The following is a 23,167-nucleotide window of genomic DNA, read 5'->3' on the forward strand; positions in this document are numbered from 1 at the left end:
CAGGTCCGATCTACATCTGTAGTCTTGCCGCAACATCCTTTCCATAGCGACGTGTTATTTCGGCGGTTATCTGTAATTCCATCTTCTGCATGTGCTCTAGGTAGTTCATAATGGTGGTCATCTCTTTGGCCGAAGCGACATAACTGGCCCGGGCAGCATCCTGAAGCCGCCTGATTCTTTCCCGCATGAGAGAGATATTCTGATCGGCATGTTCTGCAAAAAGTGCAGCCGCACAATTTTCTGATGGCTGGCCTGTACTTGCTTCTGCCTGTTTCTCCAGCATCTCTCGTGCCTTCCAGACGATGGTTTCAGCACGGACGTAAAGATCAGAGAGCATCTGCAGGGCGTATGCATTTGCTGTGATATCGGCAAGACCTGCCACCGCAGCCTCTTGCATATTTGCAGCTACAGCCGTTTTAAGGATGGGCAGAGCGGAAAGGGGACTTGCGGCCAGAAAGGTTTCTTCTGCTGTGCTCAATGTACCTTTGTTTTCAATTTTACCCGCTATTGAGGTCAAGGTGTTCTGGACATATTGACGCAGGTCTCGGTTGGTATCGGTGATCTGGCTGCAGGTTCCACCAGAATTTTTTGCGTACACCTCTCCATTGGTAAAGGCCTTGATGTCGTCCGGGTTATTCTCCGAGCATGGTGGCTCGTAGGATATTTTGTAGGCAGTTGCCGGGCCTGTAAGGTTAACGTCTCCCACCAGGCCACGAATGAGACTGATGTAATCTGCAGGAAGACCGATTTTGCTGCCGACATTATCAAGGAGTGACCCGCCTGAGAGAAAGGTAGAGGTGATTTCACTGTTGCAGCCGCTGGTGACCCTTGAGACGTCCCCCGATTGCGGGACATTATTGTTGGCCTGATCCTCGGTGGTAATAATGTCCCACATTTCGGAGACGCCCTGGCTCAGTTTGTTTTCTTTGATTGAGGTACCAAGTTTTTCCTTCATGACTTCGCCTGAGTGAAAACCGTTTTCATCCATGACCACACCGACCAGCTCCTTTGCTGCCGCGCATTCATCAAGCTGCATGGAGTTGAGCTTATCGGAGATTGCCTCCAAGTTTTTGATTGTGTTGGCACATTGTTCACAGAGTGTTTTCAGGCCAAGATCAAAGGCTACGGCTGCAGCTCCAGAGAGAATGCCTTGAAGTTTATCAACGAGGTAGTCGGTGTTCATGAAGGAAAAACCACCCATAAAGACATCAATACCACCGCAACCGCTTTTGATTCTAGGGGTCTCCACGGTTACCGGATAGGAGACGGTACTTGGCCACCTGGCATTGAAACTGCCGCCGGAATAATAGCCCCGCTGTTGTCCTGATAGATAGTTGGGGGAGGTGGTGATTCTTTGGTCGAGCCAGTCGTCAACCCAGGCGGATGTTGCAATAACTGGATGTAACAGAAGGCTGGTTGTTAGCATTGTTGCAAGGATGGTTACTCTCGTCTTTTCCACGGTTGTCTTCCTTTTTCGAGGATTGAAGGAGGATCAAATGCAGAGCCTTTTTGAAAATCATACATCAGGAAATTATCTCCCTGAGTATTGCCCTGCAAAAGACGGATGGCCCGGTAAAGCTTTCGTTCCAGCTCTGTCAGGGCGATGACGCCACTGGCAACAGTCATATAGTTGTCCTGCCCCTTTTTAATGAGGAGTAGAGTTGGGGTAATGGTGATGTTGAAGCGAGCCGCACTGCCAGGATTCTGGCTGATATCGACTGTCTTGATCGGCCAGCCGTATTTATCGACAAAATAGCTGAGGATACCCGCTTGTTTTTCACAAAAGCCGCAACCTGGAGCGACGAAAAATATCAGGGCATGATCGTTGTTTGCGCGGCTGATGGTCTGGGAAATTTCATTTTGTTGCATGGTGACCCTGGCTGTAACTCCTGGTCCGGCAGTTGGGTAGACATGATTGACATTAAACAGTTCACCATACTTTTGGGTGACGTACATGGTTGCATTGGTGTAGGCGAGGGCTTTGCGCCGGGCGGTATCCTGCATGGTTAGATATTCCAGGATGTTTTGCTCGGTTGGAGTCTGGACCGCCTTTTTCTGCAAGCTGTTTAATAACTGCTGAAAATCATCTGGATGCATATTCCACAACTCTTCGATGGAGTAGGTATCAAGCGACGGAATGTGGCGCGTAGCTGCCACCGGTTGCTGATCGATCTCCTGTACTTCCTTTTCCTGTTCCGGAGGTGGGTCTTCATACCAGAACCAGCCATGTTTGCTGTCGTGGTAAAAGGTGTTTTCACCGGCCTCTGCGCTGGTTTTAAAAATAAGACACAGTACCAGACAAAACAGAAGGCCAAATAACCCGTTACCAGAGCGGCAGTGCTTTGTGTATGATCTCGTCTGCATGGATAAAACCAAAGTATTTGGAGTCAAAACTGCGCGGATGCGTACCAACCACGAAAAAGCTGTTGGCGGGTACCAGCCCATTAAATGTAAACTGAGGTAGATCTCTTCCTTTGCTGTCCCGAGCAAGGGCCTTTCCGAGTAGCGTCTGTTCACAGAAAAACTGGTTATTGTCACTTCGTCTCAGCGTCTGACCCGGGCTGCAGCCAACCTTCTTGATGTAAAGCGTATCTTTGACTATTCCCTGGTAGACAAAGGGTGTGTCATGATGCCTGAAAACCAGGTAATCGCCGTCTTTGATATTGTTCATGTCACCTTTGGTCATGAAAAACACCCGGTGCTCCAGAGACTTGCTGGTTGAAACGATGATCCGCGTCGGTAGCCAAAGACCAGCCAGAAGAGCTGCCAGAAATGCCAGGGCTATGCTCTTTTCCCTGGTGGTCAGCTTTAGAAAGAATCTATTCTTACCGCTGCTCTTTGAGGCTGACTGTTTTTCCATTTCTAAGCACGATGTCTCCCATCAAAATTACGTGACGAGGATTGACGGCCTCATCGTCGAGGAAATCTTCAATTGCATTAAGGCGTGTCTGCCACTGTTTATCCGTTATTTCTCCTGCCAGCAGCAGGGCGTTTTGAGTTCTGAGATATCCTTTTAAGTCAAATACATAGATTTTATGAGCCACAAACCTGTCATAGCCTGTGACTGCTGTTGCTGCGATGATCAAGGCGATGACAATAATTTCGAGGTATGACGGACCCAAATGGCCTTTTCCTTTCTCTGTTGTTTTTCCGGTCATCTGTTTCGAATTCTGTGGATCAGGTCGTTTAAGGTATCACTCTTGGCCTCACGGTTGATCCGCTCCAGGAGGTAGTCGAGTCCGGCATCTCCCTGGATGTGGTATGCCACTTTGTTGTTTAGATAGACCACAGCAGGTACCTGGGTAATAGCGTATTTTGCAAAGAGTTCTGGTTGCAGGCTTATTCCCAGTTGGTAATGTTCGCATGGTGCTGGGGGTCGCGCGCAAGCGGGTTCTTTTAACAAAAGTTTACTGAAATAGTCTGTGTCGGCCTTTCTTGAAGCCCCGTCCCTTCGACCTGGCCAACCCCGCATTACCAGAACAAGATTAGGATCGTTTGCTCCCGCAATTGCAGCAACGTATGCTTGCATCGTTTCAATCGGCACTGAGCTTGAGAAGAAGAGGTAGACCTTCTCGGTACCTGCAAGGATGCCGGTCTGCTCTTTTCGTTGCTTGTCAATATTATGTTTGCTTTTCCAGGGCTCGATATGGCCCGCAAAAACTTCCTTTTCCAATCGTTGCTCTTCACCTCGAACTTTTTCTTGAAATGCAGAAGAATTGAATAGTTCTGCAGTTTCCTTGGCCGCATTTACCCCTTCCTCGTCGTAAATGTTATCCGGGAGTGTCATCTTTTTTGCTTCGAGTTCTGCTTTCTCCATGATCGTAGCGATCTCGCCTGCCCAGGATGGGGTAAGCGAAATAGCAAGCACAAGGCTGATAAAGTTCACCAAGATCACTGGCAGCAGGTGCAGCATTTTTGTTTTCTGTACACGACCCATAAGAATTCATCGTTGGAGCCTTTTGCCCCGAGAAATGGAGGATTGAGCCCGGTATCGTAGAATTTTGCAGCCTTGCCCACAGGATATGCCGGGGCGCGATCATCGGGTCTGACAACATGCATCTTGTAATGAGATTTGATCCAGACCGGCGTGTAGTTACAGCCGCAGAGATTGTCTGCAGGGTCACAGATCATCATAATTCTGTTGAGTTTGTAGATGAGGCGTGAAGCAACCGTGTTGTTGGCCTGGACAATGTTGTCGTTGTCCACATGCCCGGTCATCGGATAGGCAGAGCCGCCGCTGCCAATACACCAGGGCAGAGCATCGAGGGTGTAGCCAAGATTTACGGACACGGCATCAGCCATGCAGGCCATTTGCATTACTTTGTTGGCATAAAGAGTGGCTTCAGGATGGATGATGGCGGAGAGTTCGTCATTTTGCCACATGGAATCGTATTCACTCCACCACATGCCGTAATCATTTCGGTTGCACTCACCATACATGAGGGGAATCAGGTAGGCGTGGGCCTGGGCGAAGGTTGATTCATTGGCTATGTCGATTGAATCCGAGCTTTTATTTTTTCCTCCAAGCTCATCGATGAGTGAGGAGCCCATACTCTTGCCCTGATAGGTGGAATAGTTGGCGACAGATACCGTATCTTCAAGGAGAAAAGGCTCCCAATAGCTGATGATCAGGCCTTCTTCATAAAAGACAGGGGGAGGGCGAGGGCAGATACAGATTCCTTCAACTCTGAATTCGATTTCATTCCAGTGCACATCTGTCGCTGAGTTAAAAGATTGCCCGGATTTTACTGCCCCTGCAGGAGAAGAAAGGAGGAGTAATGACAGGAGGCACAGGTTGAAAGGATTAGTGATTTTCATCGTTGTCCTCCAACTCTTCAGGGACGATTTTGATCTCATGGATCCGTAAATTTCTGTCTTCCTGAACTGCGACGGAAGGGACGGCGGATAACTGTAGTCGCTCTGCGATATCGCTTGTAAGATAAAATACCGACCGCTTCAGTTGCCCGGTGAGTTGGGAGGCAAAACCATCCGAGAGGAGGAGCCTTACCTGATGGTTGCCTGCATAGGGGGTGCTCTGAAACCACTTGATCTGTAGGGGATCTGTGCCGTCAATCACCACCAGGCCGCCTGGAAAGGAGAGGTAATCAAGCGGATTGAAGGTAAAACCTTGTGGGTAGAGGATGTTGCCTTCACCATCGACAATATCCTGCTTGACGGTGTAGTCCATGTTGACCAGAAATGTTCGATCAACTGTCGCATGGGCCAACTTGTGCAGGCTTGATGGTTGATAGTTTTGTATTTCATGAAGAATCTGTTCTGTATCTCTTGCGAGGTCATGTCTGACCGCTTCTTTTTTCAGCTCGGCTACAATATCAGCTTCCACTACAGGGTAAGTTTCTCCAACTGTGCCAAGATTTTTTACAGCTGTAGTCGCTATAGCTGCCTGGCAAGTAGAAAGACCAAAAGTTACCAGCAGGATGCAGGCGATGAGAGATTTATAGTTCACCATTTTTCCTCAGCTCGACCATTTTGAGTATTGCTTCATGATGGGTTTTCTCCTTGCGTACCATCTGCTCGATGAGAGCTATTTCAGAAGCCTTGGAGGTGTAGATGAAATAGGCATAATCGTTGACCACCAGGCGAGCCACTCCTACCCCAAATGGTGTGTCGAAAAAGAGTTCCGAGTATTTTGGCGGATTGGATTTGATGCTTTTCAACAGTTTTAAGGTAAAGTCGTCGTAATCGATCAGCCCTTTTTTTTGTGCCTGATCAAAATCATTCGATTCCAGGTAAATTTTAAAGGCCGAATTGGAGTTGATGACATTGCCAACCTCACCGAAATTTTCGAGATCAAGCAGGGATTGGGTGATAACCATAAAGCTGCCATTGTATTTACGGGCCCTGCGGTAGCCTTCGTTGATGACCGGGGCGATCATGGCACCTTTATCGAGAAACTGCCAGGCCTCGTCAAAGATGATCAGTCGTGGCCTGGATCGGTCGGAAAGATAGAGATCCTGGGTAACGCCATTGATGATTAAGAGGGTTACGACCCGGTAGAGATCCGGCTGGACTTTTAAGTTCTCAAGTTCAAGTACGACAAACTCATCACGGCGGATATCAAAGGTGCTGGGGCCGACAAAGAACTTGCCGTGGAAACCGTGGCTGGTGAATTCTCGGATATTAAAAGCCATTTTTCTGGCCACCTCGATGAGGTTGCTGTTATCAGCCATTTCATCCAGATCTGAATCCGGTGCATTGGGGAACTTCATAAGAAATTCATAGACGGTGTCTGCATCGGCCTCTTGTCCCTTTTTCCTCCAGGCCCAGCGCACTGCATTGCGGATCAGGTTCATTTCGGTATCGTCACATTTCTCCCTGTCAGAGTTGGAGTAGGCCATCTGAGCAAAGACTGCGGCAACGCTTTTCAACTCTTCATCAGGTTCCTGGATTGCGGTAAAAGGATTAAGGCAGATGTTGATGTCAGGTCCGAAGTCGAGATATCTGGCACCGAGCATATTGGCTATCTTTTTATACGAGCCACCTATGTCGATGATCCGTACCAATGCTCCACAGGAGTAATAGTTAAAGGCGATGAAGTTGACTTGAAATGATTTACCTGATCCCGAAGTGGCACAACAGAAGACGTTTTGGTTGGTGGCGTGGGCGTCAAAGAAATCAAGGGAGACCAGTTGTCCTTTTCTGCCGGTAAAAATCAGCTTTGGCTCACCTCCTGAACCAGCAAAATCACCCTGGACGGGGAGAAGCGGGGTAACAGATGGAACAGGTGCAATAAAATCCCGTTCCAGGTTTTCAATGTTTTTTCCTGTCGTGTAGAGGCCAAAAGGAAGAGAGGAGAGAAACAGGATTTTCAGAATCATATTGTCCTGCTGCATGACATAGCCGTTGTTTTCCCACAAACGCCGTACCCGGGTGCAGGAATCCTTGGCCTGTTCGAGATCCTCACTCCATACCCAGAATATGGGCAAAACTTTGATAAACTTTTCTCCCCGTTCAAGGTCATCGGTTGCTAAAAGATACTCCTCCTGTTTGCGCCTGAGAGTAGGGGAGAGAGAACCAACGGCCTGTTGATTGAGGATCAGGTTACATTTGGCATGGAGTTTCATCTCAAGACCCGCTTCAAAAACGATATTAAAACCGTAGAGAAAATCGGTTTTGATCTGATCTGCATCAGATATCACTCCCCATATTCCGCCAAAAAGAGAGTTGGTTTGCAGTGGATCGATGTTATTGGGGATCACCTTGGGAGTGGTGCAGCAAAAATAATTATTGCCTATCCTCATGTGGTCAGACTCTTCCCGGATCACTGTATCACTGTTGATGATCTGCTTGCGCAGGGGAATCGTCGGATTGTAAGTGTGAAAGTTCTGTTCCGGATAATTTTCAGGATAGCTGTTAAAAAGCCTGCGACTCCATTCCAACAAAGATCCCGGGTGCATATGGCAAGGGGAGAGGAGTGCTGCCTTCAGGGTTTCATGAATCTGCCGCTTGATATCAAGAAGGGGTGCTGTTCTCTCTTTTCTTGCAAAATCTTTAGAAACTTTTAACTCCTGTGTATCGCCAGGTATCTTGACGGCGACAAATAGCCTGAAATTACGAACAGGGATATTGGAGCAGGCCTGCAACCCCTTTTTTCCCTCTACAAGAAATGACACCACAGCATCGGTATTGGAGCTGACAATGGTTTCTGTTCTGCTTCTGCAGTTCTGGTACCGATCAAGAATCGGTTCAATATGAGAGTCGGCATGAAAGAGAAGCTGGATAACACTGTCCTTTGGTAAATCCGCGCGAAACAACCCTTCAAGTGCGGTAATGGTTTTGGGACCTGCGTAGATAACCGGAGAGCACTCCCATAATAAACCAAGGCTTCCGTCCTGGTTCAGGTATATTTCCAACTCTGGGTCGTAGGCGAGGTAATTGAGATAAGATGAAAACGGTGATCGATTGGTCATCCTACCCAGATCGCTCTGTTTCAGATATTCTCTTGGGCCAAGAAGAACCCGCTGCAATAATCCGGCAAGCATAGGTTATTGCTCCGTGAGATCGGTGAGGACCCACTGAGAGTCCTCGATTTTGAGATAGACATAACGACTCATAAACAGTTCTTCGTCTTCTCCTTTATAGGGGAGCAGGAGAACTCGGAGGATTTTTGGTGGCTGCAGCAGCGGTTTTGTCTGTTCTTGAAGGAGGTCTGCAACTAGCCTGTATCGATTGTCCTGCAATTCTTGCTGGGCGGTTTCTGTAGGTTCTGGGGCTCCTTCTGTTGCTGTCTCTGGATACCGAGCTTTTTGGTAAGCAGTGGGAGTGTCAATACATTCTCCTGTATCATCTTTTGCCCGACATCTGAAATCCTCATTGTAGGGATTGAGTACAGGACCACAGCCTACAAGAAGCATGAGGAGGAGAAGGGGACTATGTACTGCAATCGGTTTGATTCTTTTCATTGGTCAATTCCACGAGTCGAATTATTTCCCTGACAGAGATGAGAAGATTGTTTGCTATCTATTATCTTTTTTCTATGGGGGTGACCTATGGAGAGGTGGTGAAATTGCAGTGCGAGGGGATCTCTGTAGACAGACAAAAACATTTTGACAATCTATTTGGAGTTCAATTGTTGAGGTGGTTTGTCAATTGAAACAATTTTGTGAAGGTCTCCTGTTATATCCGCTATAATCGGGACAAATGGAGTAAAATGGAGTCGCTATTTTGATGAAAATCGACTCAGTGGGGGTGAAGATCTGATTACTACCCTATCAGGAAGGTAAATTCCCTATGTGTCAGAATAGTTTGCACTTCAAATATTTTCATATATAACCAATGGGCGAAGTGAGAGCCTCTAGTGTCAAAACGTTACTCAGATAAGTTCAAAGAATCAGCAATCAAAAAAATGATGCATCCCAATCCAGTATCTATTCCAAAATTGAGCAGTGAAATAGGAGTTTCAGATGTTACTCTGTATAAATGGCGAAATTCATACAGAAACAAAGGAGTGGCTGTGCCAGGAGATAAAAGTAAACCTGAAAATTGGTCCGCAGGTGACAAACTCGCCGTTGTTATTGAAACTGCTTCTTTCAATGAAGTTGAGCTGAGTGAGTATTGCCGTAGTAGAGGACTTTATAGAGAGCAGATTTCCCGATGGAAAATAGAAGCCTTATCCGGGTATGAAAAAAGTAGTCAGATAAACAAGACTCAAACCCAGGACCGGCGTGAAGATAAGCAAAAAATCAAAAAGCTTGAGCGAGAGTTAAATCGTAAGGAAAAGGCTTTAGCTGAAACGGCTGCCCTGTTGGTATTGTCAAAAAAGTGGGAAGCCATCTGGGGGGAAAACGAGGAAGATTAATTTCTTCTGAGATTCGTCAGATGGCTATTGAGTCCATAGCTACTGCTGTGCGTCATGGAGCCCGGCAACAACAAGCCTGCAAAATTATTAATATCACTGTGCGCACACTACAGTATTGGCGTGTTAATGGTTTAGAAGACCAGCGACAAATGATAAACAAGAGGCCAGCCAACAAACTCAGTGAACAAGAGAAGCAGGAAGTTCTTTCGGTATGCAACAGTAAAGAATTTATGGATTTGTCACCCAAACAAATTGTTCCTGCCTTGGCTGACAAAGGAGTATTTATCGCGTCCGAAAGCACCATTTACCGCATCCTTCGAGCTGTCAGCCAAGTACAGCATCGAGGGCGCACAGCAAAGCCCAGTTCAGTAAACCGTCCAGCTTCTTATACAGCAAATGGCCCCAATCAATTGTGGTCTTGGGATATTACTTATCTCGCCAGCGCCATAAAAGGTCAGTTCTTCTATTTGTACCTATTTATGGACATTTATAGCCGTAAGATTGTTGGCTGGGAAGTGTATGAAAATGAGTCTTCTGAGCAAGCAGCTGATGTGTTGAGAAAGACCCGACTTAAAGAAGCTTTACCGATTAATCATGAACTTGTTTTACATTCTGATAATGGTGGTCCAATGAAGGGTGCAACTATGCTTGCTACGATGCAGAAAATCGGTGTTATACCCTCTTTTAGCCGCCCTTCAGTAAGTAATGATAATCCGTTTTCAGAGTCTTTGTTCAAAACACTCAAGTACGTGCCTATATACCCAACGAAACCTTTTGGCAGTGTTATAGAGGCCCGGCAATGGGTGTCAACCTTCTGTCGATGGTATAACTATTCACACCGCCATAGCGGGTTGAAGTTTGTAACACCAGCACAACGCCACCGTGGTAAAGATAAGGGTATTCTGGAGGAAAGAAAACATGTCTATGAAGCCGCAAGGAGAAAGCATCCTGAACGTTGGTCTGGCAAGATCGTGTCCTTTCGGCAAGCCTGTCTATCTCAACGCTGATTGATAGAGTATTATCCAACAGGGAGGGTGTTTTTTCAAAAAGCCTGGTCAATAAACGGGTCCCGTGAAATTTTCTTTATAGTTCCAGGGGAGCCAGAGAGAGGGGTTGGCGAAGAGAGCCGAGGAGTTTTTTTGCAGAGCCGTCAGATATTCAAAGGGATTGACGTTTGAGAGGGCGCAGGTATGGATGATGCTCATGAACATATCGCCGATATAAGCCCCGTGTTCGGTTTTATAAAAAAGCGAGTTCTTCCGATGCGAAATAGCCATTTTAAGTGCTCTTTCACAAATATTGTTGTCCAATGGGGCTTTCTCAACTCGGAGAAAAAGTGTCAGTTGCTGCCAATGATTGAGCATATACTTGATCGCCTTGCCGAGGCCGGAGTTCGGTTCGACTTTTTTTTCATCAAGCTGCACCTTCATCCAAACATGCAGTTCTCCCATTAACGGTTCACTGTTGGCCTGATGATACTGCAATCTCTGGATAGCCGTCATGTTCTGTTCCTTAACGATGGCTTCATGCTGGTAGACTTTCCCGATCATCTCCAGCACATGCAGGCACTCATCAGGGAAATTATCGGCAACATTAACAAAGTTTCTTCGTCCATGAACGAGGCAAGTGGCAAGTATGGACTGGAACTCATCAGAGGTGTTTTGTGCCAGAGCATCACACATCTGGATCGGCGGATCCAGGCCGTGCTGCCGTGCAGCCAGCACTTTTGTCATATTTTCACCGGCATGATTACGGCCGGTAAAAAAAAGTGCTATCTTGCGACCATTGTGTATTGAGAGGATGCCGGTGGTGAACACTCCGGTTCGAGATGCCTTGCGTGTTTTATCCTTATTTTCCTTGATCAAGCTCAGGACCTTCATGTTGGTGTCATCGTTGTGAACAATATCTGCCTGGGCTGCATGTCTGATGAGTTCAGGAAAAACCGGATGTATCTTGTCGGCTGATTGCTCAAGGACATCCCATGCGGTGGAGGTGGCAAGAGGTATTCCCAGCGCGGCTTGAAGTCTGGCAATGCGATGAAGAGGCAGACCGCTGCCATAGCGCAGTACAGCAAGCATAGCCGAGGCGGTCTCGTCATATTTCTTCGCCCCAGCCTCAACCGGTAAATCTGCGGTAAACACCTTGCCGCAGATGTTGCAGCGTAATTTTTCCAGTTCATAGACAATTGCCTGAAGCGGTGCTGCCCCATTGATGCGAACAATCACTCCTGGAACAGTTTGCCGGTAGAGTCTTCCGTCCTGACATAATGGGCAGGGACCACAATGCTGAAGTGCGGTATGATCGACGTTTACGGTTTTTGCCCCCACGTAATCATTTGCGCTGTTTTTACCGTGCCCTTGAGGCGTTGTGCCCTTTTCAGTCTTCTCTTTTTTTGAATTTTTGCAGATAGTTCTGGTTTTTTCCGTCTTAGCGCCGAAGATCATCTTCAGCAGTCGACTGATGGAACTCTTTTTTTCACTCACAGCCTGTCCCAGGAGCAGATGAGTATCGACCAGGCCTTTGATAATCTGGTAATCCTCTTGATCCATATTATCCTTTACCCGTTCAAGCAGCGCCTCGGCCTCGCTGCCACTGACTTCTAACTTTTTGAGCTTCATTATGAGGTCTCGGATAACCGGGTACGAAAATCCTTGCGCAGAGGATAGAGCCAGACAGTCTTTGTCGGCACCTCGCCCTCACTGTTGCCCAGTTTTCCCTTGCCGCAGGTTTCGCCCACTTCAAGCCAGTTCGCCGCCTTATAGCAGGTCCCTCGAAAACGTTGCTTTTCGACAAAGGTTTCGAGCAATACCGGGCGATAGTTATAGCGCTCCTGCCAATCGTCGGAAATCCTTTTGCTGGCCAGTGATAAAATCTTTGAGCCCAGATTCTTTGAGCGAACCCATGGCAGAATCAGGAATCTGGCATTATTGACAACCATGTGCAGGTTCTTTTTTCTCGTGGCCCTGTCCCAGCCGATATGATTGTCACGGGGCGCTGTCTGCCAGGCTGCCGCCCCAAACCCGAGAAGGGCGAGTATCTGCCCTTCTGCTTTGACAAAATATCTCAACTGTGCACCAGGAAGAGTTTTGTAACCCAGGTAGTGGTAACGGTCTATAAACTCGTTCCATAATGCGCTGCCGGATTTATCGACCAGCTCCAGTTCGAGACTGAACTCACCTGCTTTTTTGTTGATCTCAGGCTGCTCTATAGTCCATAGGGTCCGTATTTTTTTGTATGGTGCGGTGTGTTTCTTTCTGGGAGGGGGGAGAGTAAAATGACCGTCCTTTTCCATCCTTAACATGGCAACCCGGCAGCTCATATCTTTTGTGCCACCATCGGGCTTTAACCAGTTAGAAGTCTGGCAAAAGAGAATCGAAAGGTCTTTTCGACTCAGTTCAGGCTGATCAATTATGATCTGACGGATCCAGGCAATTTCTTCTTCAGTGAAATCTCGACCGCAATAGCGCATGCCACTCTCCTTGTAATAGTATTCAGAGAGTGTTGTACACTATTGCGTTATGTGTGTCCCGTTAAAAATGGAGTGGGCGTAATTTTTTTCCACATTACAGCTGGTGCTGCATCCGGATTACCGTTCCAGAGCAGTAACTGGACCTCATGGGCAACAAGGAGCTGTGATTGTCGATCGAGCTTTTCCGGCCACCAATTAAAGCACCCGCAGGAAAGACGCTTTTGGCAAAGCCAGAACCCTTGCCCGTCATAACTGATTATTTTTATAGCCGTTCCTCCTTTATTGCGAAAAAGAAACAGGGTCCCGTCAAACGGATTCGACTGCAGAGTTCGTTTAACGATCCCTGCCAGACCATCAATACCTTTCCTGAAGTCTGCCGGCTCCACGGCCAGCATTATGCGCATATGGGGTGTTATCTGGATCATACTTTCCCACCCCAGAAAGACTCAGCGAAAGACTGCAGGTCAAGATCCGCTTTTCCTTTGAAGTGCATCCTCATCTTATTGCCATTGCGATGTTCCATCTCAACTATACATTCTGCTGGATGGGGCAGAGATATATCTATGGGAATAAAATCCATTGAACGAGCGGGAGGAATAGCGGCGTTCTTGCTGGCATGAAAACTCGCCGCCCTTGCTTTGAGTTCGCTGTGGCTTAACCGCAATGTACGAGATAATCGATGGATAGAATACTCTTTGCTCAACCTCACTGCCGCAGTCCATAATTCTTCTGGAATACGGCATTTATGCTGTCTGGTTGCGCGCCATTGAGTAAACAGGGACTCGACATCTTGCAGTGTCGTGGTGGGTAGTGCAGGTTGGCCCATCGGTAATCCTCCTATGGTTATTAGAAAAATACCGATTGTAGCAAGTCAGATGCTCGGTGTCATGGCAGGCTTACCGGAAGGACACCTTCAGTAAGTAATGATAATCCGTTTTCAGAGTCTTTGTTCAAAACACTCAAGTACGTGCCTATATACCCAACGAAACCTTTTGGCAGTGTTATAGAGGCCCGGCAATGGGTGTCAACCTTCTGTCGATGGTATAACTATTCACACCGCCATAGCGGGTTGAAGTTTGTAACACCAGCACAACGCCACCGTGGTAAAGATAAGGGTATTCTGGAGGAAAGAAAACATGTCTATGAAGCCGCAAGGAGAAAGCATCCTGAACGTTGGTCTGGCAAGATCAGAAACTGGGATCATGAAACAGCTGTTGAGCTTAATCCTGTAAATCAGGCACCTGAAAATAGTGAGGATAAAATTGCTGCATAAAAGGAAGTATTACTCTTTTATGTGATGCAATTTAAGCACAGTGGTGAGCGGAAGTAAAAGACAACTCTGAGAATGGGCCCCAACTGGATGTTCGTCGGAAGAGTTGGCTTTTGCTGAAGCGGATTATTACAAGGATGCCAAATTAATCTTTGTAAATGAGCAAATGAGGCGAAAACTATCTTGACACCTACCGAATTGACCCGATTACTTGGTGAGTTTAACCTTTTCTTTGCTAAGGTCTACTTGATAGTTGCTCCATTTCTGAGTAATTTTAATAGAATAGGCGGTAGCACCATCTCAGGAAGCACGTTAACTTTTTTCATAACACACATTAGCCTTTCGTTTAGCAATAGAAAGGTTACAGGTATAGATTATTTGTAGTGAGCACCTGTATTGATGTACTTGAGAGTACCCTGTGATGATGTCTCGTCGAAATATGATGAATCGGTAATATACTGTTATTAAATCAATTGACCTATGGAAAGCCAATCACCCTTCTGGTTGAAAGAAATTAAAAAGGTTGCCGTAATTATTGCGATAGTCCTAGCGCTTGCCAGTTGCAGCTCTACAAAATTTGCTTACCGATACGCCGACTGGGGTATCGTCTGGTGGGTTGATGACTACATCTCGATGACAGAGGAGCAGGAAAATCAGCTTAAACGAGATATTCTCGCTCTGCGGGATTGGCACTGTAGGACAGAGTTGCCCCGCTATTCGCAATGGCTGAAAAATCTAAAGGAGGACATTAGGTCCGGCAACCTGGAAAATGCCAGGGTTTCCTATCATCTGGAACAGTTGTTATCCTTTTCTCCACCGCTGGCAGATCGGGCAAAACCGGCGGCGAAACGTCTACTGTCGAGCCTTTCCGACGAGCAGGTTAGAGAGCTTGCGGAGAACATGGCCGAAAACCAAGCAGAATTGAAGGAAAAGCTTCTGGCAGAAAAGGCTGAACAAACCCGGCAGGCCCGGACAGAGCGAACAAAAGAGAGGATTGAACGTTGGTTGGGTACCCTGAATGAGACCCAGACCAGTATCTTGGAGCAGTGGTCCTACGATCGTGGCCGTCAGACCGAAATCTGGCTGGAAGGCCGTCAGACCTGGCAACGGGAACTACTTGAGGCGTTAGAGCAGAGGAAAGAAGCGAGCTTTGACCGTGCAATCGACAATCTGATCGATAACAATGAGGCGTTGCGAGGACCGGAGTATGAGCAGATGATGGCAAAGAGCCGGGCTTCGATGACAGACCTGTTGACAGACCTGCTTGAGGAGACAGACCAGGAGCAACTTGATTTTTTGTTGGACAGAGCCGCCACCCTGAGAGACGATTTCAATAAACTCGCCTGCACCGGGGAAAATACTCCTGGGATAGAATAGCTGAAAACGAATATTCAGATATCACTCTAATACTCATCTGCCTTCCTAACGGCTTTGCACTGGGTAATTTGTTCATAGTTGATCCGCTGTTTACAATTCCTCTTCTCGTTGGGTGTGTTCTAGCTGCATTTTCAAAGGAGCCCCTTAGCAGAAGAGCAAATGTAACAGGCTTATCCCTCGCTGTCTGTTATATGTTCTGGTCGTTTTCGGCTCAAGCTATTGCAGATCGTACCTTTAGTGCAGCGCTCGCAGATGAGAATATAACAATCGTCAGACAGAGGACCACGGCAGGGCCATTTACTACTTTTCTGTAGCGACATGTTGCAGAAACAGACAACGGTTTTCTTCTCGCGTATTTTTCAATATTTGACGATCCTTCAAAGGCTATCAGATTTTATTATATCCCCAAACGACCAGAGTTAATTGAAAGAATATCTGGGACCGGGACTTTTGCGGTTGTGGAGTGGTTTTCTCAAGGGTGGTGGTATGCTGTCGAAGATGGCGAAAATAGAGTTAAGGTCGTTGACCTGCGATTTACTGAAATTCCATCAACTTTTGGTCAAACCTATCATGAGTGGGACTGGCCATTTGCCTGGACTTTTGATCTGCAGGCTCCGCACAAGAAGTCTCTGGATTCCGTGTTGCCTGAGCTGGTTGCACCGCTGCAGACCCTGGCCCTCTTGACGGGTAGAATTCGCGGGGGAGATGATTGGTACCCGACCTCAACTGGAATTTCCATAGGTGCAGCAGTCACTCCGGAAGGCGCTCTTGGTCATTTTGCAAAAGAGCAGCAGCCAAAGGCCTCCAGAGTGAGAGTCCATGACTCTTGAGAGCTACGTCTTGTTGAACAGCGTGCAACAATGACCCCTTTTCAGCTTCCAAGGGTGACCCGTAAGGTAGATATCTTCACTCGTAAAAACCTTTTACTACTCAACCAGCCAGAAAGGTTTTAAGAGAAGAAATACGTTTTTGCTCCATATACACGGAGGTCAATGTGCACCGCTGAAAGAGGGTTAAATTTGGAGATTGAACAACACAAATGGCGGCTCTTTATAGGATTGGCTTTTTTGTTGATATTGCTGAAATTGTTGGAGTGCTTGTGGATGAAAGATCGCGCCGGGTGACAGGAAAGAATATTCTGGTTAACGGTGGATGTACGGCCTAGACGTTGCACTTATAAAATAACCAGGCTATAGATCTTGACCCTGGTCTTTTGCTTGATTACTCTTCCACTTGCTGGTGCTCAGGCAGAATGAACCCATAACCTTTATAACAAGTTGATTATGAATAATCCTGTAAACCTTATTGAAATACTTCGGCATGACGATAATTTTCAGACAATTGTCTGTAATATGCTGCAAAGCGTTTTTGAGGTATCTTTCGATGGCGTGATCATCACTGAAGCTGGACCTGACTACCCAATCATTTATGTAAACCCTGCATTCTGTGGAATAACTGGTTACAGTTTTAGCGAGCTTCTCGGAAAGTCGCCTTCAATTCTTCAAGGGGAAGGTACCGACAAAGATGTACTTATCGATTTAAGGAATAAACTCGATAACGGAGAAAATTTTCATGGTAGGGCTTTTAACTACAGAAAGAATGGTGAAAAATTTTTAATGGAGTGGAAAATCGTCCCCATTAAAAACAAAGCAGGGGTGGTATCTCATTTCTTTGCAACCCAGCGCGAAATTGACAAAGACAGCAATACATTCCAGGGACCAAATCTACAGTTACCCGAAAAAAAATAACCAAATGAATTGTTAGAAATACATACAAAAATGCCGGTCTAATGAGTTGTTTGCGCTCAGTTTACCAGATGTGTACGGTGAATATTTAAATTGCGGCCGCCAGCAGGTCTTCAACGGGCGGGTGGTCGCCAGCCGCAGAGCTTTTGAAAAGGTAGGTGATCTTGCCCTCTGGCACGACAACTACGGCACCGCCAAGTTGCAGTGCATGCCCCTGAAGTGAACCCGGCATGAAGCCGGACCTAAGAGCTGAAAAACCTTGAATAAAGGATTTAATCCCGACAACATCGGCAAGGCTGTTTTTAAACTTCAAAATTTTATATGATTCTAGGGATGGATCAGTGAGTAATATCCCTGGATATCCTGTCACCTTCCTGAATTTTATAAGGTCATAGCTCCCACCATTACCAACAACAACAAGTTGCACTCCGTGTTGTGAAAAATTATCCAAATGCCCAGCGAGTTCAGCAACCTGCTGACGGCAGATTACTCAGCCAAAATGACGAACAAAGACCAAAACTGCAGTCTGTTTCTGCCATAAGGAGGACAGTTTGATGGCCTCTTCGTTATCATTATAGGCGGTAAGGGAACCAAACTTTTCAATAGAAATCTGATATTCAACCATTGCAAACTCCTCATGTCTCAAGATATTACCTGGTAAAACGGGTAAAAACAGTTCAGGGGGATCTGTAGCTAGAAGATTTTTTATTAGATATCTAAAACAGTAAACATTTTTATAGAGAAGGATGTGATTTACTGCAATCTTAGGTTGGAAAACAATCTCTTCAATTACCATCCTCCTGTTTGTGTGGGAAAAACCTATCCGAAAAATATTTCAGTAAGTATCCGCATGTGGTCTGATTCTTCCCGGACTACAGTATCACTGTTGATGATCTGCTTGCGCAGAGGAATCGTCGGATTGTAAGTGTGAAAGTTCTGCTCCGGATAATTTTCAGGATAGCTGTTCAACAGCCTGCGACGCCATTCCAGCAAGGATCCCGGGTGCATATGGCAAGGAGAAAGGAGTGCTGCCTTCAGGGTTTCATGGATCTGCCGCTTGATATCAAGAAGAGGTGCTGTTCTCTCTTTTCTTGCAAAATCTTTAGAAACTTTTAACTCCTGTGTATCGCCAGGTATCTTGACGGCGACAAACAGTCTGAAATTACGTACTGGAATGTTGGGGCAGGCCTGCAACCCCTTTTTTCCCTCTACAAGAAATGACACTACGGCATCGGTATTTGAGCTGACAATGGTCTCTGTTCTGCTTCTGCAGTTCTGGTACCGATCAAGAATCGGTTCAATATGAGAATCGGCATGAAAGAGAAGCTGGATAACACTGTCTTTTGGTAAACCAGCGCGAAACAACCCTTCAAGTGCGGTAATGGTTTTGGGACCTGCGTAGATAACTGGAGAGCACTCCCACAATAAGCCCAGACTTCCGTCCTGGTTCAGATATAGTTCCAGTTCTGGGTCGTAGGCGAGGTAATTGAGATAAGATGAAAACGGCGATTGTTTGCTGTCTATTATCTTTTTTCTGTGGGGGTGACCTGCGGAAGTGGGGGAATTGCAGTGCGAGGGGATTCCTGTAGACGGACAAAAACGTTTCGACAATCTATTCGGAGTTCAATTGTTGAGGTGGTTTGTAAACTTAAACCATCTTGTCAAGTTCTTCAGCTATATCTGCTATAATTGGAAGAAATGGAGTAATATGAAGTCGTTATTTTGATAAAAATCGGCTCAGTGGGGGCAGAGATCTGATTAAGATAATGTATGGAATAATAACAACTTAGGCTGTAGTTCTTAAAGTTTATTATTGCCGGAGGATATCTTCGTCTGCCATGGTGGGGGAGGAAATGACCGGGATGGACGACGTCTCAGATCTTCAAGCGCAGCAGAACCATACCGAGCAGGGTTAGGGTAGTCGCCAGCAATTTCATCAAATTTATGGGTTCTCTTAGAAAAACAACGCCGAAAAGCATTGCGAAAATAATGCTCGTCTCCCTGATGGTTGTTACCAGGGCAATGGGTGCCTGAGTAAAAGCCCAGATGACAATTGCATAAGCGAGAAAAGAGGCACCGCCTCCGAAGAGAGCAAGTTTTCTATTGTAGATGATTGTACTACTGATAACTCCTGGGTGTCTCAGCCGCATAATGACAGTAAAAACAACCGCATTAACAACTGACAGCCAGCCGTAAAAACCGAGAGCAGTTCCGGCAGTCCGCGCACCAATACCGTCTATCAGGCTGTAGGCTGCAATAAAACCCCCTGTAATCAAGGAATAGAAGACAGCCCGGCTGTTGTGTAGACCATCTTTGCGTCGTACCAGAGAAAGGCTGGTAATGCCAGCGGCAATGATGAGAATTGCCACAAGCTCAAAAGGTGTTAGCCGTATATTGAGAAATAAGATGGAAACTGTGGCAACAAGAATCGGCGCCACACCCCGGGCAAGGGGGTAGACATGACTAAGATCGCCGAGACGATAAGAGGTTAACAGAAAAAACTGGTAACCAACGTGCAATAAGGCTCCGGCAATGAGATAAGGCAGGGATAAAGTGGAGGGGGTGGGTGAAAAAAGAATGGCTATGAGCGCAAAAACTGTATGGCCGAACACTACAGCACTCATACTGACAAATTTATTTTCGGTGCGCTTAATAAGAAAATTCCAAGAAGCATGGAGCAATGCTGCAAACAGGACAATCATAAAAACGGTGCCAGGCATGGTTAGACCTCACAACTTCTATTGTATGGGCAAGAAATTTGCCTGATATGTATTTTATTACAATAATTGAATCGGCACCAATTCTCGATCTGTTCCACCTATCCAGCACCACTAATTCTCTTGTTATTGATCATTGCAGAATTTGAAATACATCCGGTTATGGTAGCAATTGAAAAAAAGAAATGTTAGCCCACTTACCTGAAGTTTTTGATAAGAAAACAGCCAAAAAGAATCAAGCAGACGGAAAAGAAACCGATGAGCCTCAACGAAAAGTCGGGTAATTAACGATGGAGGTAGATTTTCTCGAAAAAAAGTGCAAACAGTTGAATAAAATAATATTTAGTAATTATAACATTGGAAGATCAAAAACGAGACAAGGCTTAAATTTTTCCTGTCTCGTTTTTTTTTAGAGCCGGTGGGAATAATATAGCATCCTCAAGATATCTAACCCATTGCATTAAAAACCAAACAACTCATTATTTTTTATATTTGTAAATCAGTTTTTCCAGGCTATTTGTCAATCAGCTTTCAATATTGCCCCTTGTCAGCGTCCAAGGGTGCCCCTCAAACCAAAAGCTATTCTTTTTAGAAACTCTTAATCCACCACCCAGAAGGGGTTTGAACGAGGAAACATATTCTTCTTCATTAATATACAGGGGGCAATGCTCAACGCTGAGAAAGGGTCAAGATTCACAGAAGAGGTTTATCTACTGTGCAGGGATTGTCAGAATGAGTGTTTCTCAATACAGTTTTAGATCAGAAGCGGAGTTACTTTAATTGGCTATCTTTACTGCCCCGTCTGTTGATGCCGGATGTAAAAGTCTGCTGTTTCTCTATCTCAGACTGGCATTGTATGCAGAGACGTACACCGGGGATGGCTTGCCTTCTGGCCATTGAAATCGGTTCGTAGCATTCTTCACAGTTGCTCAGGCTTTTGCCCTTGGGCAAACGGCTTCTTGCTAAATTTACCGCATCTCCCACGGTAGCATCTATTTGATCCTGTACCGCTCCGTCGCTGGTCCATCCACCTGCCATTTTCTACTCCTAGTCTTTCTATTAGTTAGAAATGTATTGATTTCTTTTTAGGTTGTGCTTTTTTGACTATTCTTAAACTAGTTCTATTTTAAGCATACTTGAGTTTTGCTGCTACCAGAATTTCTGACAAAAGCAGAAGAGTAAGATAGAGTTAACATTTGAGAAACGTAAAAAATAGTACAGCACACTAAAATCATCTGGTAACTGAACCGTTTCGAAAGTACTCCACGTAACAAACATAAAAGTAGTATCAACGCCCGAATCGTTCGAAAATAGAGCAACTGACTCCGTTGGTTTTCTGGAAGTATCTCGGATTTTGGAATTATTTTTACCTGTCAGGAAAATCTTGCTTTTCTAAAGGTTAAGCTCAGGTTTTAAGTTGATAGGCATTTAAGGCAACTTTTTCATAACCTTCAAGATAGCCGTATCAGGTTGACGTTCTGTTTCCTGTGCTAAAATATGACCTGTGCTTGCACGGTATCGCAGAATCATCGAATCTCTCAAAACAGCCTCTCCCGGTTTTGCATGCTCTCCAATAATGATCGATTATCATTTCATCTCATTATGGAATTTGTTGCAACAGAGTCAGGTCTTTTAACAAAGGCCAGGCCCTGATCGATCCGTTCTAATACCTTGTCCTTGTCACCAGGGAACTGATAGCCTTCGTAATTATGGGCAAAGACCAAGTCGCCTTTGGGGGTGCGCCAGTGGTTGCCCGCATGATCAAAACAGATCTTTGAGGTGACTGCTAGAGCTGATATCATGGTTTTGAGTTCAAGAAGCTGTTCTTTTGGAGTGAGCAGGGTCAACGCCCCAGACCGAACTTGGTCAGATATCGGGGTGTGGGGAATGGGCCTAAAGGGTCGGGATCGGATATAATGAGGATTGATTTTATTGAGAACTCGAGCAGTATTAAGAGCGTGCTGTTCGGACATTTCTTTTCCGCCTAGGCCAGGCATCCAGTATTCTGAGACTTGAAATCCAGCTGCCATGGCTTTTTGACCCGCAATTATATGGCCATGGGCATTTACTCCTTTTTTGATCATCTTGAGAAGCTCGTTATCTCCGGTTTCCAACCCTAGGTGGAGGCGGTTCAAGCCCGCCGATTTTATAGCAATTAAATCTTCTGGTGTCCGTTGCGCAATAGTTCTTGCACGAGCATACGTGGTAATCCTGTTGATGGAGGGAAATGTGGATTTCAAATGAGCCAAGGCCTGAATTAAGTCTCCGGGAGGCATGATCAAAGAGTTGCCGTCCTGGATAAAGGCTGTTTTCCCGCCAGAAAGCAACCATTGGATGAGCATATCAGCCCCGTGGTGATAGTTGAGGTCAGGAGAACGATCAATTAGGGCCATAATTGCCTTCCGGGTAATCTTACCGTTCTGGTCCAGGCGAGTGGCCTCTAACTTTAGGTCATTGGCTAGGGTAGCCATAGCATTGATATCTGATTTGATCTCTTTAAGTGGGCGTAACTGAAATTTATCTTCTTTGTACATTGCACAGAATGTGCAATGGTTCCAGGGGCAGTTACGGGTGAACCGGACAAGAAGAGAAGCACTGCCTCCTTCACTTGGGGGCCGGTAAGTACCTGTTTCAAAATGATAATTGTTGGTCATCATGAGGGATATGCCTTCATTTCAAGTCTCTAGGTTTATTGAATCTATTTTAAATCATGTTTTCTGCTCATGCTGGGGGACCGCAACGATTCGTGCCAACTTGTTCACAGAATCGTACTATCAACAGTATATCATACTGTTGTGAAGGTTTTTTTGAAATGGCCGAAAATCATATGTCAATAAAGTTGCATCATTTGTTGTACTTTTCGAGAGAAGGGGTAGGCATAAATACTCCTTATAAGAAAAGACGACTCAACTTTTATTTTATGACAGAAAAATTTACTATACGAACAATTTCGCACGAATCGTTGCGGTCCCCAAATCTGTCCACTCTTAATTCATATGTTTTGATTCAGAATTGACCAACGCGGTTGTGGTATCGAGCACAAATCCAAACATCTTTTCTGAAGTGGATGTCAAAGAGAATCTGGAAACATCAACGGTATTAAATTTCACTTTTCCTGTTAGGAAAATCTTGCTTTTCTAAAAAGTCAAAATCAGATTTTGTGTTGATAGGCAAAGGCAACTTCTTCATGACCTTCAAAGTAGTCGCCTCAGGGTTGGCGTGCTGTTGCCACTGTGAGAGATTCTTTGGTTATGGTGCGAGATCAGTTAT

General features: G+C 45.8%; 24 protein-coding genes and 1 pseudogene. 7 read left to right on the forward strand and 18 right to left on the reverse strand.

Annotated features, from left to right (window positions below; translation table 11 throughout):
• Window positions 1-10 precede the first annotated feature (10 nt).
• From FCL48_RS12535 to FCL48_RS12575, 9 genes are read right to left on the reverse strand one after another with little or no spacing between them, the layout of a single operon-like run.
• The gene (locus FCL48_RS12535) at window positions 11-1,459 is read right to left on the reverse strand and encodes a conjugal transfer protein TraH (protein ID WP_136872619.1); all 1,449 of its coding nucleotides are present in this window, start codon (window positions 1,457-1,459) and stop codon (window positions 11-13) included.
• Window positions 1,441-2,364 (reverse strand): conjugal transfer protein TraF, encoded by a 924-nt coding sequence (locus tag FCL48_RS12540; RefSeq protein ID WP_169309199.1) that lies wholly within the window; start codon window positions 2,362-2,364, stop codon window positions 1,441-1,443. Before FCL48_RS12540 ends, FCL48_RS12535 begins: the two co-directional genes overlap by 19 nt.
• Entirely contained in the window at window positions 2,324-2,860 is a 537-nt protein-coding gene (locus FCL48_RS12545; RefSeq protein ID WP_136872621.1) for a S26 family signal peptidase, read from the reverse strand. The genes FCL48_RS12540 and FCL48_RS12545 overlap by 41 nt, the downstream gene beginning before the upstream one ends.
• Window positions 2,826-3,122, reverse strand: a complete 297-nt coding sequence (locus FCL48_RS12550; RefSeq protein WP_136872622.1) for a hypothetical protein — start codon at window positions 3,120-3,122, stop codon at window positions 2,826-2,828. The genes FCL48_RS12545 and FCL48_RS12550 overlap by 35 nt, the downstream gene beginning before the upstream one ends.
• Window positions 3,123-3,154: 32 nt before the next feature.
• On the reverse strand, window positions 3,155-3,937 hold the full coding sequence (locus FCL48_RS12555; RefSeq protein WP_136872623.1) for a TrbC family F-type conjugative pilus assembly protein: 783 nt from the start codon (window positions 3,935-3,937) through the stop codon (window positions 3,155-3,157).
• Window positions 3,892-4,818: a TraU family protein gene (locus tag FCL48_RS12560; RefSeq protein ID WP_169309201.1), complete on the reverse strand. Its 927-nt coding sequence runs from the start codon at window positions 4,816-4,818 to the stop codon at window positions 3,892-3,894. The genes FCL48_RS12555 and FCL48_RS12560 overlap by 46 nt, the downstream gene beginning before the upstream one ends.
• The gene (locus FCL48_RS12565; RefSeq protein WP_136872625.1) at window positions 4,805-5,470 is read right to left on the reverse strand and encodes a hypothetical protein; all 666 of its coding nucleotides are present in this window, start codon (window positions 5,468-5,470) and stop codon (window positions 4,805-4,807) included. The genes FCL48_RS12560 and FCL48_RS12565 overlap by 14 nt, the downstream gene beginning before the upstream one ends.
• Entirely contained in the window at window positions 5,457-8,003 is a 2,547-nt protein-coding gene (locus FCL48_RS12570) for a TraC family protein (RefSeq protein WP_136872626.1), read from the reverse strand. The genes FCL48_RS12565 and FCL48_RS12570 overlap by 14 nt, the downstream gene beginning before the upstream one ends.
• A 3-nt stretch (window positions 8,004-8,006) precedes the next feature.
• A complete protein-coding gene (locus FCL48_RS12575; protein ID WP_136872627.1) occupies window positions 8,007-8,423 on the reverse strand; it encodes a TraV family lipoprotein in 417 nt (138 codons plus the stop codon).
• 395 nt (window positions 8,424-8,818) lie between these two features.
• Between FCL48_RS12575 and FCL48_RS12580 the strand changes: the two genes are divergently transcribed.
• Both FCL48_RS12580 and FCL48_RS12585 read left to right on the forward strand, forming a co-directional pair.
• The gene (locus tag FCL48_RS12580) at window positions 8,819-9,319 is read left to right on the forward strand and encodes a transposase (protein WP_136872628.1); all 501 of its coding nucleotides are present in this window, start codon (window positions 8,819-8,821) and stop codon (window positions 9,317-9,319) included.
• A 20-nt stretch (window positions 9,320-9,339) separates the two neighbouring features.
• Window positions 9,340-10,326 (forward strand): IS3 family transposase, encoded by a 987-nt coding sequence (locus FCL48_RS12585; protein ID WP_136872629.1) that lies wholly within the window; start codon window positions 9,340-9,342, stop codon window positions 10,324-10,326.
• A 48-nt stretch (window positions 10,327-10,374) separates the two neighbouring features.
• Here FCL48_RS12585 and FCL48_RS12590 read toward each other — a convergent pair whose 3' ends face one another.
• Genes FCL48_RS12590 through FCL48_RS12605 form a run of 4 tightly spaced genes read right to left on the reverse strand, consistent with a single transcriptional unit; the run spans window position 10,375 to window position 13,614 of the window.
• The gene (locus FCL48_RS12590; RefSeq protein ID WP_136872630.1) at window positions 10,375-11,937 is read right to left on the reverse strand and encodes an IS66 family transposase; all 1,563 of its coding nucleotides are present in this window, start codon (window positions 11,935-11,937) and stop codon (window positions 10,375-10,377) included.
• Window positions 11,937-12,788: a DUF4338 domain-containing protein gene (locus FCL48_RS12595; protein ID WP_136872631.1), complete on the reverse strand. Its 852-nt coding sequence runs from the start codon at window positions 12,786-12,788 to the stop codon at window positions 11,937-11,939. Before FCL48_RS12595 ends, FCL48_RS12590 begins: the two co-directional genes overlap by 1 nt.
• A gap of 47 nt (window positions 12,789-12,835) precedes the next feature.
• Window positions 12,836-13,213, reverse strand: coding sequence for an IS66 family insertion sequence element accessory protein TnpB (tnpB, locus tag FCL48_RS12600; protein ID WP_136872632.1), 378 nt, complete (start codon window positions 13,211-13,213; stop codon window positions 12,836-12,838).
• A complete protein-coding gene (locus tag FCL48_RS12605; RefSeq protein ID WP_136872633.1) occupies window positions 13,210-13,614 on the reverse strand; it encodes a hypothetical protein in 405 nt (134 codons plus the stop codon). The genes tnpB and FCL48_RS12605 overlap by 4 nt, the downstream gene beginning before the upstream one ends.
• 84 nt (window positions 13,615-13,698) lie before the next feature.
• On the opposite strand from FCL48_RS12605, the pseudogene FCL48_RS12610 reads away from it, so the two are divergent.
• The 5 genes and pseudogenes from FCL48_RS12610 to FCL48_RS12625 form a co-directional block, all read left to right on the forward strand.
• Window positions 13,699-14,061: pseudogene (locus FCL48_RS12610) on the forward strand (integrase core domain-containing protein); the annotation flags it as partial.
• A gap of 477 nt (window positions 14,062-14,538) precedes the next feature.
• On the forward strand, window positions 14,539-15,435 hold the full coding sequence (locus FCL48_RS12615) for a DUF6279 family lipoprotein (protein ID WP_136872635.1): 897 nt from the start codon (window positions 14,539-14,541) through the stop codon (window positions 15,433-15,435).
• Between the two features lie 458 nt (window positions 15,436-15,893).
• Window positions 15,894-16,265: a hypothetical protein gene (locus FCL48_RS12620; RefSeq protein WP_136872636.1), complete on the forward strand. Its 372-nt coding sequence runs from the start codon at window positions 15,894-15,896 to the stop codon at window positions 16,263-16,265.
• Between the two features lie 209 nt (window positions 16,266-16,474).
• Window positions 16,475-16,600 carry a hypothetical protein gene (locus FCL48_RS25655; protein WP_256374289.1) on the forward strand — a complete coding sequence of 42 codons (126 nt, stop codon included), beginning with the start codon at window positions 16,475-16,477 and terminating at the stop codon, window positions 16,598-16,600.
• 118 nt (window positions 16,601-16,718) lie between these two features.
• Complete coding sequence (locus FCL48_RS12625; protein ID WP_136872637.1) at window positions 16,719-17,183, forward strand: PAS domain-containing protein; 465 nt, start codon at window positions 16,719-16,721, stop codon at window positions 17,181-17,183.
• 85 nt (window positions 17,184-17,268) lie between these two features.
• On the opposite strand, the gene FCL48_RS12630 is transcribed toward FCL48_RS12625, so the two are convergent.
• The 5 genes from FCL48_RS12630 to FCL48_RS12655 all read right to left on the reverse strand — a co-directional run bounded on the left by FCL48_RS12630 (window position 17,269) and on the right by FCL48_RS12655 (window position 22,554).
• Window positions 17,269-17,805, reverse strand: a complete 537-nt coding sequence (locus FCL48_RS12630; RefSeq protein ID WP_263657642.1) for a peroxiredoxin-like family protein — start codon at window positions 17,803-17,805, stop codon at window positions 17,269-17,271.
• Between the two features lie 194 nt (window positions 17,806-17,999).
• Window positions 18,000-18,791, reverse strand: a complete 792-nt coding sequence (locus FCL48_RS12640) for a conjugal transfer protein TraC (protein WP_136872640.1) — start codon at window positions 18,789-18,791, stop codon at window positions 18,000-18,002.
• Between the two features lie 263 nt (window positions 18,792-19,054).
• Window positions 19,055-19,900 carry a DMT family transporter gene (locus FCL48_RS12645; protein ID WP_136872641.1) on the reverse strand — a complete coding sequence of 282 codons (846 nt, stop codon included), beginning with the start codon at window positions 19,898-19,900 and terminating at the stop codon, window positions 19,055-19,057.
• 768 nt (window positions 19,901-20,668) lie between these two features.
• Window positions 20,669-20,935 (reverse strand): DksA/TraR family C4-type zinc finger protein, encoded by a 267-nt coding sequence (locus FCL48_RS12650; RefSeq protein ID WP_136872642.1) that lies wholly within the window; start codon window positions 20,933-20,935, stop codon window positions 20,669-20,671.
• Window positions 20,936-21,489: 554 nt separating this feature from the next.
• Window positions 21,490-22,554: a radical SAM protein gene (locus tag FCL48_RS12655; protein ID WP_240744834.1), complete on the reverse strand. Its 1,065-nt coding sequence runs from the start codon at window positions 22,552-22,554 to the stop codon at window positions 21,490-21,492.
• Window positions 22,555-23,167: the final 613 nt, after the last annotated feature.

This window comes from Desulforhopalus sp. IMCC35007 (assembly GCF_005116575.1).
In the GTDB taxonomy this organism is placed as follows: Bacteria; Desulfobacterota; Desulfobulbia; order Desulfobulbales; family Desulfocapsaceae; genus Desulforhopalus_A.